Genomic DNA, 14234 nt, shown 5'->3' on the forward strand with positions numbered 1-14234 from the left:
GCGCCGCTGGAGGTGGTGGCCTCGGGGTCGCCGCGCTCCCACAGGCCGGAGGTGGCGGTGTCGGTGCCGGACGGGTTGGTCGTCCAGCCGGTCGCGGTCTCGAAGGTGTCCTGCCAGACGACCGTCGGAGGTACGGCGGTCGCGGTCGTCCACACCGCGTAGGCGATGGCGTCGGCGTTGCGGTTCAGCGCGGTGTCGCTGATGTTGCCGATGGTGTCGCACGCCCGGTGGTAGCAGGGATCGAACGCCTGCCCCGCCGTACCGCCCCACAGGGTGGCCTGGGCGCTGGACTTGACGCCCTCGGCGCCGGTGAAGGTGCCGCCCGCGGGGATGCCGACGGCGATGAACGGCCCGTAGTCGGAGCGGCCGTCGAAGTCGGTGCCCCGGGTGGCCACGCCGATCGAGGTGAAGTACGCCTGGAGCGTCGACTCCAGCTGCGCCGAACCCGCCGGGCCGGGGCCCGAGCCGACGCCGTCGGAGTTGTCGCCGTCGTAGACGAAGTACCCGGCGTTGGGCGAGCCGACCATGTCGAAGTTGTAGTAGCCCTTGACCTTGGCCCGCTCGGAGGACGGGAGGTTGTTCACGTAGTACTGGGAGCCGCGCAGGCCCAGCTCCTCGGCGCCCCACCAGGCGAAGCGGAGGTGCTTGGTGGGTGCCAGCGACTGGCGGGAGACCTCCAGGGCGGTCTCCAGGATGGCGGCGCTGCCGGAGCCGTTGTCGTTGATGCCCGGCCCCGCGGTCACGCTGTCGAGGTGGGCGCCGACCATCAGGATGTCGTTCGGGTCGCCGCCCGGCCAGTCGGCGATGACGTTGTAGCCGGTCGCGCCGTTGTAGGTGAACGACTGCAGGGAGGTGGTGAATCCCGCGCCGTCCAGCAGGCCCCTGATGTAGTTGGCCGAGGCCAGGTAGCCGGGGCGGCCGTGGGCGCGGTTGCCGCCGTTGGCGGTGGCGATGGACTGGAGCTGGGTGAGGTGTGCCTTCACGGCGGTCAGCGAGATGTCCGGTGGGACGGCGGCCGACGCCGACGGTGCGGTGAACGCCAGCGGGATGGCCAGGATCGCCGCCATGCCCATGGTCCACAGACTGCGCATCATGCTCCTCGGGTTTGAGGGTGTGTGGGTCCCCCGAGCGGCGCGCACCCGTCACGGGTGCGCGCCGTACAGCGTGGTGGTGCGCTTGCGGAGCCGGTCCCTAGCGGGCGGCGGTGCCCTCGTGGGCCGCCGCGGTCCTCGCCGCGGACTTGGCCGCCGCGGCGTTGCGGTCGGGAATGCCGGTCAGGTCGTAGGCGAAGAACGCGGTGGCGTAGCCCACGGCCTTGGAGTTGCGCTCGAGCGCGGCGGCGTTGATGTTGTCGATGCCGTCGCAGGCGGAGTGGTAGCAGGGGTCGTAGGCGATGCCCGCGGTCCCGCCGAACTTGGCGGCCTGCTCGGGCGTCTTGATGCCCTCGGCGCCGGTGAAGATGCCGCCGGCGGGGATGCCGTTGGCGATGAACGCGCCGTAGTCGGAGCGGCCGGTGAAGTCGGTGCCCTCGAACGGCAGGTTGCGCTTGGCGTAGAACGCCTCGAGGCGCTTCTCGATCTCCGGCGATCCGGCCGGGCCCGCGGGGGCGCCCTCGGCGTCGGAGTCGTCACCGTCGTACAGGAAGGTGCCGTCGTTCGGCGAGGCGATCATGTCGAAGTTCAGGTAGAGCCTGATCTTGTCCTTCTCGGCCTGCGACAGGCCCGCGACGTACTGGTCGGAGCCGAGCAGGCCCAGCTCCTCCGCGCCCCACCAGGCGAAGCGCACCTTGTACTTGGTCGGCACGTGGGCCAGCTTCAGCGCGGTCTCCAGGACGGCGGCGCTGCCGGAGCCGTTGTCGTTGATGCCGGCGCCCTCGGGCACGCTGTCCAGGTGGGCGCCGACCGCGACGATCTCGCCGGACTTGCCCCAGCGGGTGTCGGCGATCAGGTTCTTGGTACGGCCGACCGTGGTCTCGGCGTCGACCTTCAGGTGGACGGTGGTGTTCGGGCTGTCGGCCAGGTCAAGGCCGACGGCCGTGCTCGCCATCACGATGGGGAAGCCGAAGCGCCACTCGATGATGTCGAAGACGAGCGGGTCGGTACGGCCGGGCTGGCCCTCGTTGAAGAAGATCACACCGGCCGCGCCGGCCGCCTTGGCGTTGGTGGCCTTGTCGATGAACGGGCAGGTGCCGCGCTGGATCAGCGCGATCCGGCCAGGGACGAACCCGGCGAAGTCGGAGGTCTCACAACCCGCCGTCGAGGTGTTCGGGGTCGGCGCCGGCGGGATGACGGCGTCGACGACCTGCACCTGCGCGGTGACGTCGCCTCCGCCGGAGGAGACCACGGTCACGAAGTCGGCCGGGTTGGCGTACGTCTTCGCCTCGGGGGCCGTCTGCTCCAGGACGGAGGGGCTCGCCTCCTCCCAGCCCAGGGGGAACTCGACGTCGGTCGTGGAGGTCTTGTACCCGGCCTTGCGCAGCTTGTCCTGCACGTAGGCGAGGGAGGCGTCGTAGCCGGGCGTGCCCGCGGCGCGGTTGCCGCCGTTGGCGGTCGCGATCTGCTGGAACCTGTCCAGGTGCTTCTTGACGTTGCTGCCCTTGATCTGCGTCGCGAACACGTTGGCGAGGACGTCGGTGACGCCGGGGGACGTGGTGGTCGCGGTGGTCGCGCTCGCCGGGACGGTGAAGGCGAGGGGGAGAGCGAGGGCCGTGACCAGGGTGGCGGCCTGGACCATGCTGCGTCGTAACCTCAGGCGCATAGCGCTCCTCGGGGTGGAACGGAGGGGGATCCCCTATTACGTACATGGCGGAACGTACCGTGATCACCTGGTTTCGCCTAGATGCGCCGAGGCTCAGGTGCACGAAAAGTTATCAAGCCGACCCTGACAGGGTTTTCTCAGGGATGTCCCGGGAACGGGTGAGTTCCGGTCGTTCGTTTGAAGAGACGAAGAACACCGATTCGGGGAGAGGTATCGTGCACCGTTCGAGAAACCACAAGATAATCGCCGGAGTCTGCGGCGGGATCGCGGAGACCCTCAACATGCCGCCCACCCTTGTCCGGGTGTTCTGGCTGTTGCTCTCGCTCATCCCCGGACCCCTGTGGGTCGCCTACGTGCTCATGTGGATCTTCGTCCCCAAGGCGCCGGCGGTCCGCTACTAGGCCGCGGGCCGGTGCTCCGGCCCCCGGGCCGGAGAAGCGCGCCGATGAAAATAGGCTGGGGGCATGAGGCAACGCCCACTGTCCCTGGTCCAGGACGACCTGGTCGACTACGAGAAGGCAATGGAGCGGATGACCGACCTGGTCGGTCAGCGGCAGCGCGACGAGCGCCCCGACACGCTCTGGCTGCTCAGCCACCCGCAGGTGTACACCGTGGGCAGGCGAACCCCTGAGCAGCACCTGCCCGACCCCGCTCACGGCATCCCGGTCGTGAGCACGGGTCGTGGCGGGCAGCTCACCTACCACGGTCCCGGCCAGCTGGTCGGCTACCTGGTCGTCAAGCTCGGCGAGGACGAGGGGATCGTCGACTACGTCCGCGAGGTCGAGCTGAGGCTCGTCGGCGCGCTCGGCGCGCTGGGCGTCCCGGCCGAGCGCCGCGACACCCCGCCGGGTTCGGAACTGCTGACCGGCGTGTGGACGACCGAGACGGGACGCAAGATCGTCTCGATCGGCATGCGGCAGAGCCGCGGCGTCACCAGCCACGGGTTCGCCCTCAACGTCGACGGCGACCTGACCCCGTGGGGGTGGGCGGTGGCCTGTGGCATGCCCGACGTCGACATGACCTCCATGGGGCGGGAGGCCCCCGCCGCCGCGGCCATGGACCGGGTCCGCGCGGCGGTGGCGGAGGCCTTCGAGGCGAGCTGACCGGCCCGGTCCCGGGGAGCGGACCGGTCACCTCGTGCTCTCGGGTGCCCTCTGGGATCCCGGGGCCGAGGTCAGCCGATCGGCTCCTTGCCGGCCGGGTCGGCGGCCGTGCCGGCCGGGTCGAACGCCTCGGCCATGTCGACCGTACGGCGCGGGCCGGTGAACCAGTGCTTCGCCGACAGCGTCCACCACAGGCCCACGGCCAGCACCATCACACCGACCACGATCGGCGCGTAGTTGACCGCGGTCCAGGTGAAGTCGTCGCTGAACGGCACGGCGGCCGGGACCAGCGGCATGATGAAGTAGATCGAGACGATGAAGATCTCGACGATGGCGATCCAGCACATGACCTTGTACTTCGGCCCCAGCGTCCAGGGCCCCGGCTCGAACCGGTCGCCCATCCGCAGCCGGAGCCAGATCGGGATCGCGAAGGCGATGTAGAGGCCGATGACCGCCACCGACACGACCGCGTAGAAGGCCAGCGGCAGGCCGCCGGGGGCCTCGTACAACGCGGGCAGGGTGAGGACGAGCGCGGCCGCGCAGCCGAAGACGATCGCGTTGACGGGGGTCCGGTTGGCGTCCACCCTCGACCACAGGCGCCAGCCGGGGATGGCGCCGTCCCGGGAGAAGGCGTAGGTCATCCGGGACATCGAGGTCACGCAGCTCATCCCGCAGAAGAACTGGCCGACGGTGGAGATCGCGAAGATCGCCGTGGCCAGGTTGCCGGGGAGCGCGCTGTCGAAGATGGCGCCGACGAAGCCGCCCGCCTCGTTGACCGCGTCCACGTCGGTGGCCGCGAACAGGAAGGCGAGCAGCAGGATCCAGCCGCCGATCGCCGAGTAGAAGATCGACTGCCACAGTCCTCTGGCGGCGGCGGTGGAGGCGCCCTGGGTCTCCTCCGACACGTGCGCGCACGCGTCGAAACCGGTGATCGTGTACTGGGTCAGCAGGAAGCCGAGCGGCAGCACGTAGAACCAGTACGAGGAGTCGGAGAAGCCGGAGTTGTTGATCGTCTCGGTGAAGACGAACGACATCGACTGGTGCGAGTCGGGGCCGAAGACCAGGATCAGCACGACCACCGCCGCGCCGAACACGTGCCACCACACCGAGACGTTCTGCAGCGTCGAGATCAGCCGGTGGCTGAAGATGTTGATCAGGGCGTGCAGCACGAGGATGACCGCGAACAGGATGAACGCGTTGGTCAGGCTGGGGTCCCAGCCGGCGAAGAACCGGCTGAGGGTGATGTTCAGGAAGGTCGCGCAGCCGTAGTCGACCGAGGCCGTCACGGCGATCAGGCCGATGAGGTTGAACCACCCGGTGAACCAGCCGTGGATCGGCCTGCCCATCTTCGCGGCCCACCAGTAGATGCCGCCGGCGGTCGGATAGGCCGAGACCAGTTCCGACATGCACAGCCCGATGATCAGGATGAAGATCGAGATCAGCGGCCACCCCCACGCGATGGCGACGGGGCCACCGTTGTTCCAGGCCTGGCCGAACGTGGTGAAGCAGCCGGCCAGGATGGAGATGATCGAGAAGGAGATGGCGAAGTTGGAGAAGCCGCTCCAGGTTCTGGAGAGCTCCTGCTTGTAACCGAGTTCCGCGAGGCGCTTCGCGTCCTCGTCGACGGAGCCGACCGGTGTTGGCTTGGTCACTCAAGCCTCCTTGCGTGGTGGTGCGGGGGGTGGGGGGATCCGGCGCTCGCGCCCCGGACGTCGTCGACGAGCCGTCCGAACCCCGGGTCGTCCAGGTCTTGTACGGCTTGCGAGAACTTGTCGGCCGCCTCCGCCTCGTAGTCGAAGTCGGCGTCGGCCGCCTGCTCCTTGAGCAGCCCGTGGTGCACGGCGAACCAGAGCGTCCAGGTGAGGTTGGACATGATCAGGTTGAGCCGCACCCTGGAGGTGAGGCGCCGGTCGTCGGTGCCGAAGTAGGCGTGGGCCAGCCGGGCGGTCAGGTCGGGGTCGTAGTCCGCCTCGGCCGCGATGTCGCCGAGCTCGAAGGCCGGGTCGTTGTTCCCGGAGAGCTGGTAGTCGACGATCCTGACCTCGGTGCCGCAGCGGATGAAGTTCTCCGGCAGCAGGTCGTTGTGGCACGGCACCGTGGGCAGCGGATCGGCGGCCAGCGCCCGTTCGATCTCCGCCGCCGCGGGAAGACGGTCCTCGTAGCCGTCGGGTGTGCTCAGTTCGTGGGTACGGCAGAGGGCGAGGAACTCCTCGAGCTTGCGGAAGATGGAGAAGTCGTTGACGAACCTGGGTCCGGCGTGCAGCCGGCGGCAGGTAGCCGCGATGGGGCCCGGAATCGTCCGTACGGCGTGGGCGTCCAGGGTGGCGCCGTCGAGATACTCCAGGACCAGCGCGCCCGGCAGCCGGTGCAACACCCGGGGGCCGACTCCCGCGTCCGCCGCGTGGAGCGTGTTGGCGATCTCCTGGTCGAGCGGTATGCCCAGGCCGGCCTCCGAGACCCGGGGATCCAGCACGCGCAGCAGCCATCGCTGCCCGTCGGCCGTGGTGAGCCGGGAGATCCGGTGGCTGAGCCCACCCTTGATCAGAGTCTCGGTCACGGGCTGGTCAGCCCATTTACGGACGTCCGCTAGAGGATCTGGCATGCCGCCCTCCTTTGGCCTACCTTCATACCATTGATCCAATTCTGTGGACTAGGTGTTACAGAGGGGTTGCGCGCCTTGAAACTTCCCAGTTCCGCGCGGGCCGTCGTGATCGGCGGCGGGGTGGCCGGTTGCAGCGTCGCCTACCACCTGGCGAGGCTCGGCTGGACCGAGGTGATCCTCGTCGAGCAGCACGAACTCACCGAGGGGACCACCTGGCACTCGGCCGGATTCGTGGGCCAGCTCCGCTCCACGGTCACCCAGACCAAGATGATCATGTATTCGGCCGGTCTCTACCCCGAGCTGGCCGAGCTCACCGGGCTGGATCCGGGCTGGCGCGGGGTGGGCGGCCTCCGCCTGGCGACCACGCCCGAGCGGGTGGAGGAGTCGCTGCGGCTGGCCGGGGCCGGGGAGACCTACGGCCTGGGCCTGGAGGTCGTCTCCGGCGCCGAGGCCAGGGAGATGCTCCCGCTGCTGCACGCCGACGACGTGCGGGCCGCGCTGTGGCTGCCCGGGGACGGCTGGCTGGACCCGGCGCTGCTGGCCAGGGCGCTGGCGGCCGGGGCGCGGAAGCTGGGCGTGCGCATTCACACCGGGACCCGCGTGACGGGACTCGACGTGGCGAAAGGCGCGATCACCGGGGTACGGCTCGCGTCGGGGGCCGCGGGTTCCGCCGATTTCGAGGAGTGGTCGGTCCAGGCGGAGACCGTGGTCGTCGCGGCGGGCGCGGCCAGCGGGCGGGTCGGACGGCTGGCCGGTGTCGATATTCCGGTCGTGCCGATCAAGCACCAATATGTCACCACCGAATCATTCGGGGTTCCGTCGTCCATGCCCACGGTGCGGGACCCGGACAACATTGTCTATTTCCGGGAAGAAAACGGCGGGATTCTGGTGGGCGGTTATATTCGCGATCCAGAAATCTGGGACACGGTCGCCCCATTGGACGAGCCGCGAACCGTCTTTCCCCCGGATATGCCGAAATTTCGGGAATCGTGGGAATCGGCGGTGCGGCGGGTTCCCGAGCTGGGCCGTACCGAGATCACGAAGGTCGTGCACGGCCCCGAGGCGTTCACCCCCGACGGCGAGTTCCTCCTCGGCGAGACCCCGGTCCGCGGGCTGTGGGCGGCGGCCGGCTTCTGCGTCCACGGCCTGGCCGCGGCCGGAGGCGTGGGCAAGGTCATGGCCGAGTGGATCGTGGATGGCTCGCCCGAGTACGACATGTTCGGGATGGATCTGCGGCGCTTCGGGGCCCATGCCCGCTCCGCGTCGTGGACCCGGGCCAAGGCCCTGGACTCGTACTCGAAGTACTACGACATCGTCTACCCCGGCGAGGAGCGCACCGCCGCCCGGCCGCTCCGCCGCTCCCCGGCCTGGGTACGGCACGTGGAGCTGGGAGCGGCGTTCGGCGAGAAGTCCGGCTGGGAACGGGTCAACTGGTACGAGCCCGGCCGGGACCTTCCCCCGGACGGCCAGGTGGACGGCCGGAGCCCCCGCCCGGACGGCTGGGCGGGCCGGATCTGGTCGCCCGCCGTGCGCGAGGAGTGCCTGGCCACCCGCGACGCCGCCGGTCTCTTCGACCAGACCTCGTTCTCCAAGCTGGAGGTGTCGGGGCCCGGGGCCCTGGAGGGGCTGCAGCGGGCGTGCGCCGGGCAGCTCGACCGGCCGGTGGGTTCGATCGTCTACACCCAGCTCCTCAACGAGCGCGGTGGCATCGAGGCCGACCTGACCGTCACCCGCCTGGCGGAGGACCGCTTCCGCCTGGTCACCGGCACCGCCTTCGGCGTCCACGACGCCGCCTGGCTGCGCGGCCGGGGTCTCGACGTCCGCGACGTCACCTCGGCGCACGCCTGCTACTGCCTGTGGGGTCCGAGAGCGCTCGACATCCTCGGTTCCGTCTCCGGCGACGACCTCACCTTCGGCTACATGAAGGCCAGGGAGATCAGCGTCGGGAACGTCCCGGTGCTGGCCCAGCGGGTGACGTTCGTCGGCGAGTTCGGCTGGGAGCTGTACTGCCCGTCGGAGTACGGGCTGACGCTGTGGGACACGCTCACGGAGGCGGGAGCGCCGCACGGCATGCGCCCGGCCGGCTACCGCGCGATCGACTCGATGCGCCTGGAGAAGGGGTACCGCGTCTGGGGCATGGACATCACCCCGGAGACCACCCCCCACGAGGCCGGCCTGGGCTTCGCGGTCGCCCGCGACAAGGACTTCCTCGGCCGCGCGGCCCTGGAGGCCGGCGCCGGCGCGGGTGCCGGAGCGTCCGCGCGGCGTCTGTTCTGCCTGGTCCTGGACGACCCCCGCCAGGTCTGCCTCGGCGGGGAGCCGGTCCGCGCTGGCGGCCTGCCCGCCTCGCGGGTGACCAGCGGCGGGTACGGCCACCGTGTCGACCGCTCGATCGCCTACGCCTACCTGCCCGGGGAAACCGCCCCCGGCGACCGCGTGGAGGTCGGAGTCACCGGCACCTGGACGGGCGCCGTCGTCACCGCGGAACCCCTCTACGACCCGTCCTCGGAACGCGTCCGGCGCCTGCCGTCCTGACCGTCCCGGCGGGCGCGGCTCCGCCGGATCTCCGGGGACGCCGTACGGGCCGGGCGGGGGCTCTCCCCCGCCCGGCACGGCCGGGGGCCGGGCGCGCCACGAAGGTCACGCGGTCCTTCGCGGGCCCGGTGGCGACAGACCGGCCCCCGTCCCTGATTTCCCATAGGTCCCGTCATGGACCTGCGTATGGGCCATCCTGTGATCTGGAGACCGGCGTCAGGTATACCCCCCGGGGGTTGCTGAAAAGGTGGTGATGTGGCACTGTTGCCGAGCGAGCGGATACCCCCAGTGGGTATTGAGGAGGAGTGGTCGAGATGAACGGCGCGATCAAGGTGGGCGCGTACGCGCTGGGGCTGGCCGTGGTGTTCGGCGGAGCCCTGGGGGCGGGCCGGCTGGCCGGGCCGGTCGGGCCGGTGGGAGGCGCGGCGGCCGAGAGCTCTCCCGGCGTCGGCACCGGTGTCGAGCGGGGCGCGGGCCGGGACGCCGGGGCGGGTGCGGACCACGGCGGCCATCAGGAGGCCGGGCAGGAGACCGGGCACGGGACGGCGGCCGCGAAGGCGCCGGCCGTTCCCGCGGGGCTCCAGGTCTCCCAGGGCGGATACATGCTCATGCCGGAGACCGACGAGGTCAAGGCGGGCGAGCGGACCGACTTCCGCTTCACGGTGATCGGCCCCGGCGGCTCCCCCGTCACCGGGTTCACCACCCAGCACGACAAGAAGCTGCACTTCATCGTGGTCCGCCGCGACCTGACGGGCTTCCAGCACCTGCATCCCACCCAGCTGGGCGGCGGGGTGTGGTCGGTCCCGCTCGAACTCCCCGACGCCGGGGAGTACCGCGCGTTCGCCGACTTCGCCCCCGAGGGGGCGCAGCCCCTGACGCTCGGCATGGACCTGTCGGTGGCCGGCGACTACCGGCCCGAGCCGCCCGCGGTCCCGGCCGAGACCGCCAAGGTGGGCGACTACACCGTCACCCTGGCGGGAGACCTCATTCCCGGCCGTACGAGCATGCTCACGCTCTCGATCGCCAAGGACGGCGAGCCGGTCACCGACCTGCAGCCCTACCTGGCCGCGTACGGGCACCTGGTCGCGCTGCGCGACGGCGACCTGGCCTACCTGCACGTGCACCCCGACGGCGCGCCCGGTGACGGGCGCAGCGCGCCCGGCCCGGACATCACCTTCTACGCCGAGGTGCCCAGCGCGGGAACCTATGGTCTCTACCTGGACTTCAAGCACGCCGGGACCGTGCGTACCGCCGTGTTCACCGCCGCCACGAGCCCGGATCCCGAGGGCGGCGGGGCCACGGCGCCGTCCGGGGACGGTCACGGGCACAGCCACCAGCCGTGAAATACCCCGTAGGGGTTAGGTGTTCTGATAGCGAGGAGAGAGACATGCCTGGACACGCCCATCGCGGGGACGGCGACCCGTGCCGGGTCGATGGACGGGCCCGCTCCCGGGCGGCGGCGAGGTTCCCGGCCCCGACCGGCCGGCCGATACCGGCTCCGGTCCTCGAACCGGGGCAGGGCCGCGCACGACGACCCGTCGGACCGGGGCAGGGCCGCGCACGACGACCCGTCGGACCGGGGCAGGGCCGCGCACGACGACCCGTCGGACCGGGGCCGGGCCGCGCACGACAGAGCCGCGAACGATGACAGAGAAGGTACGAGGAGAGGCCGTGACGTCCACGACCACCGGCGAAGCGCCCGCCCGCGGCGAGATCGAGCTCGCCATCGGCGGCATGACCTGTGCCTCCTGCGCGGCCCGCATCGAGCGCAAGCTCAACAAGCTGGACGGCGTGACCGCGACCGTCAACTACGCCACCGAGAAGGCGAAGGTAGCCTACCCCGCCGGTGTCACCCCCGAAGATCTGGTCGCGGAGGTGGAGAAGGCCGGATACACCGCTGAACCGCCCGCCCCGCCGGCGTCCGCCGAGCGGGACGGGACGGGCGAGGAGGACAGGGAGGGGGAGCGTGCCGGGCTCGCTCCCCTCAGGCAGCGCCTGATCACCTCGGCCGTGCTGTCGGTGCCGGTCGTCGCGATGGCGATGATCCCGGCGTTGCAGTTCGACCACTGGCAGTGGCTCTCCCTCGCCCTGGCCGGTCCCGTCGTGGTCTACGGCGGGTGGCCCTTCCACCGGGCGGCCTGGACCAACCTGCGGCACGGCGCCGCGACCATGGACACGCTGGTCTCGCTGGGGACGATCGCCGCCTTCTCCTGGTCGCTCTGGGCGCTGTTCTTCGGTACTGCGGGCATGCCGGGCATGCGGCACGGCTTCGAGTTCACCCTGTCCGGGGGCGACGGCTCGGGGAACATCTACTTCGAGGCCGCCGCCGGGGTGGTCACCTTCATCCTCGCGGGCCGCTACTTCGAGGCCCGCTCCAAGCGGCGCGCCGGTGCCGCGCTCCGCGCGCTGCTGTCGATGGGCGCCAAGGACGTCACGCTGGCCTCCGGGGAGGTCGTCCCGGTCGGCAGGCTCACGGCGGGCGACCTCTTCGTCGTACGGCCGGGGGAGAAGATCGCGACGGACGGCATGGTCGAGGAGGGGTCCTCGGCCGTGGACGCGTCCATGCTGACCGGCGAGTCGGTCCCCGTCGAGGTGCGGCCGGGTGACGCGGTGGCCGGCGCCACCGTGAACGCCGGTGGGCGCCTCGTGGTGAGGGCCACCCGGGTCGGCTCGGACACCCAGCTCGCCCAGATGGCCAGGCTGGTGGAGGACGCGCAGAACGGCAAGGCCGCCGTGCAGCGGCTGGCCGACCGGATCTCCGCGGTGTTCGTGCCGATCGTGATCGCGCTGTCCGTGGCCACCCTCGGCTTCTGGCTCGGTACCGGCTCCGGCGCCGCCGCGGCCTTCACCGCCGCCGTGGCGGTACTGATCATCGCCTGCCCCTGCGCCCTGGGCCTCGCCACGCCGACCGCGCTGATGGTCGGCACCGGCCGGGGCGCCCAGCTGGGCATCCTGATCAAGGGGCCGGAGGCGCTGGAGTCGACCCACGGCATCGACACCGTCGTCCTGGACAAGACCGGCACCGTGACGTCGGGCACGATGACCCTCAAGGACGTCTTCCCCGCCGCCGGCGAGGAGCGCGAGGAGGTGCTCCGGCTGGCCGGGGCGCTGGAGGGCGCCTCCGAGCACCCCGTCGCCCGCGCGGTCGCCCGCGCGGCGGACTCCACCGCCCAGGTCGAGGACTTCGCGAACGTCGAGGGACTCGGCGTCCAGGGCGTCGTCGACGGGCACGCCGTGCTCGTCGGGCGGCCCCAGCTGCTCGCCGACCGGTCGCAGCACCTGCCGCCCGAGCTGGAGGAGGAGCTGGAGCGGGCACAGGCGCGCGGGGAGACGGCCGTCGCGGTCGGCTGGGACGGGAAGGCCCGCGCGGTGCTCACCGTCGCCGACGAGATCAAGCCCACCTCGGCCGAGGCGGTCGCCGCGCTGCGCGCGCTCGGCCTGCGCCCGGTCCTGCTGACCGGCGACAACGAGACGGTGGCCCGCACGGTCGCCGGGGCCGTCGGCATCGAGGACGTGATCGCCGACGTGCTGCCCGCCGACAAGGTGGAGGTCGTCAAGCGGCTCCAGTCCGAGGGCCGGACCGTGGCCATGATCGGCGACGGGGTCAACGACGCCGTCGCCCTCGCCCAGGCCGACCTCGGCATGGCGATGGGCACCGGCACCGACGTCGCGATCGAGGCCTCCGACCTCACCCTGGTACGGGGCGACCTGCGGGTGGCCGCCGACGCGATCAGGCTGTCCCGCCGCACGCTGCGCACCATCAGGGGCAACCTGTTCTGGGCCTTCGCCTACAACGTCGCCGCCATCCCGCTGGCCGCTCTGGGGCTGCTCACCCCGATGATCGCCGGGGGCGCGATGGCGCTCTCCTCGGTGTTCGTGGTCAGCAACAGCCTGCGGTTGCGCCGCTTCAGGTGAGGGGCGCCCTCGCGGCGCGGGCGTTATGGTGGAGTCCGCGCGGCAGGGCGCACCCGGTCCGCGGGAAGGGCAGAGCCCACCTGAGCACCACACTGCTCATCGGCCAACCTCCTTTTCGGCCCGATCGCGCGGACGTCGGGCGTGACGAAAGGGAGGCATCCGTGCCTGTTCGCCGTCTTCCCGACAATCCCAGCCTCGAACACCTGAGGAACCAGGCCAAGCGCCTCAAGAGGGCGGTCCGCGACGCCGACGCCGCCGCGCTGGAGCTGGTCGCCGAGTTCCACCCCCGCCCGTTCCCCGGTCTCCGGGCGCGGCCCGCCGGACCACCGCCGGCCGGGGGAGACCCGCGCTCGCCGGAGGGGTTCACGCTGGCCGACGCCCAGCTGACGGTCGCGAGGGCGTACGGCTTCGCGAGCTGGCCCCGGCTCCGCGCCCACCTCGACGTCCTCGCCCGGCACTCCCGCTCACCCCACCTGGTACCCCGGAGCGCGGACCCGGTCGCGGAGTTCCTCCGGCTGGCCTGCCTGCCGTACGGGAACGACGACCCGTCGCGCCGCCGCGAGGCGGCGCGGGCGCTGGCCCTGGACCCGGGACTCGCGGTCGCGAGCGTCCACACCATGGCCGCGACCGGTCAGGCGGAGGCGATGGCGGCGACGCTGGCGGCCGACCCGGCCCAGGCGCGGGCCGAGGGCGGGCCGTACCGGTGGGAGCCGTTGCTCTACCTGGCGTACTCGCGGGTCGAGGGCGGCGACGCGCCGCGGACCGCCCGGCTGCTGCTCGAACACGGTGCCGACCCGGACGCGGGCTACCTGTGGGAGGGGTTGCCCTCGCCGTTCACCGCGCTCACCGGGGCCTTCGGCGGCGGCGAGCGCGGCGAGCCGCCGCACCCGCGCTCCGCCGAGCTGGCCAGGCTCCTGCTGGAGGCGGGAGCCGATCCCAACGACAGCCAGACCCTCTACAACCGGGGGCTCTGCGGGTTCGGGTCCGACGACACCGAGCACCTGGAGCTGCTCTTCGAGTACGGTCTCGGCCGGGGGGACGGCGGGCCGTGGCACCGGCGCCTCGGTCCCGCGCACGCGACACCGGAGCAGATGCTCCAGGACGAGGTGCTCGCCTCGGTCGCCAGGCGGCGGCCCCGGCGCCTGAGGCTCCTGATCGAGCACGGCGCGGGCCTCGACGGTCCCGGCACCGGCCACCCGATCTTCGAGGGCCGTACGCCCTACGAGCTGGCCGTGCTCGGCGGGCACTCCGAGCTGGCCGGAATGCTCGCCGAGGCCGGGGCGAGGGTCTCCCCCCGCCGTGCCGGCCGGTCATCGTGATCT

The 14234-nt window shown here is 71.6% G+C and carries 10 protein-coding genes; 6 read left to right on the forward strand and 4 right to left on the reverse strand.

Annotated elements, in window-relative coordinates:
* On the reverse strand, positions 1 to 1094 hold a 1094-nt coding region (locus AB0G15_RS36550; RefSeq protein WP_362849141.1), incomplete at its 3' end, for a M28 family metallopeptidase.
* Between the two features lie 97 nt (positions 1095 to 1191).
* The gene (locus tag AB0G15_RS36555) at positions 1192 to 2757 is read right to left on the reverse strand and encodes a M28 family metallopeptidase (protein ID WP_362849144.1); all 1566 of its coding nucleotides are present in this window, start codon (positions 2755 to 2757) and stop codon (positions 1192 to 1194) included.
* A 215-nt stretch (positions 2758 to 2972) separates the two neighbouring features.
* Between AB0G15_RS36555 and AB0G15_RS36560 the strand changes: the two genes are divergently transcribed.
* Entirely contained in the window at positions 2973 to 3158 is a 186-nt protein-coding gene (locus tag AB0G15_RS36560) for a PspC domain-containing protein (protein ID WP_344743060.1), read from the forward strand.
* Positions 3159 to 3221: 63 nt separating this feature from the next.
* Complete coding sequence (gene lipB / locus AB0G15_RS36565; RefSeq protein ID WP_362678023.1) at positions 3222 to 3860, forward strand: lipoyl(octanoyl) transferase LipB; 639 nt, start codon at positions 3222 to 3224, stop codon at positions 3858 to 3860.
* A gap of 71 nt (positions 3861 to 3931) precedes the next feature.
* Here lipB and AB0G15_RS36570 read toward each other — a convergent pair whose 3' ends face one another.
* Positions 3932 to 5512 carry an amino acid permease gene (locus tag AB0G15_RS36570; RefSeq protein ID WP_362849147.1) on the reverse strand — a complete coding sequence of 527 codons (1581 nt, stop codon included), beginning with the start codon at positions 5510 to 5512 and terminating at the stop codon, positions 3932 to 3934.
* Positions 5509 to 6462, reverse strand: coding sequence for a phosphotransferase (locus tag AB0G15_RS36575; protein ID WP_362849150.1), 954 nt, complete (start codon positions 6460 to 6462; stop codon positions 5509 to 5511). Before AB0G15_RS36575 ends, AB0G15_RS36570 begins: the two co-directional genes overlap by 4 nt.
* Positions 6463 to 6537: 75 nt before the next feature.
* Here AB0G15_RS36575 and AB0G15_RS36580 point away from each other — a divergent pair, with 75 nt between their 5' ends.
* The 4 genes from AB0G15_RS36580 to AB0G15_RS36595 all read left to right on the forward strand — a co-directional run bounded on the left by AB0G15_RS36580 (position 6538) and on the right by AB0G15_RS36595 (position 14231).
* Positions 6538 to 8997, forward strand: coding sequence for an FAD-dependent oxidoreductase (locus AB0G15_RS36580; protein ID WP_362849152.1), 2460 nt, complete (start codon positions 6538 to 6540; stop codon positions 8995 to 8997).
* Between the two features lie 314 nt (positions 8998 to 9311).
* Positions 9312 to 10340, forward strand: a complete 1029-nt coding sequence (locus AB0G15_RS36585; protein ID WP_362849155.1) for a hypothetical protein — start codon at positions 9312 to 9314, stop codon at positions 10338 to 10340.
* A 301-nt stretch (positions 10341 to 10641) separates the two neighbouring features.
* Positions 10642 to 12912 (forward strand): heavy metal translocating P-type ATPase, encoded by a 2271-nt coding sequence (locus tag AB0G15_RS36590; protein ID WP_362849157.1) that lies wholly within the window; start codon positions 10642 to 10644, stop codon positions 12910 to 12912.
* 161 nt (positions 12913 to 13073) lie between these two features.
* A complete protein-coding gene (locus tag AB0G15_RS36595) occupies positions 13074 to 14231 on the forward strand; it encodes a hypothetical protein (protein ID WP_362849160.1) in 1158 nt (385 codons plus the stop codon).
* The last annotated feature ends 3 nt before the right edge of the window (positions 14232 to 14234 follow it).

Origin of the sequence: Streptosporangium sp. NPDC023825 (assembly GCF_040639575.1) — a bacterium.
Classification (GTDB): domain Bacteria; phylum Actinomycetota; class Actinomycetes; order Streptosporangiales; family Streptosporangiaceae; genus Streptosporangium.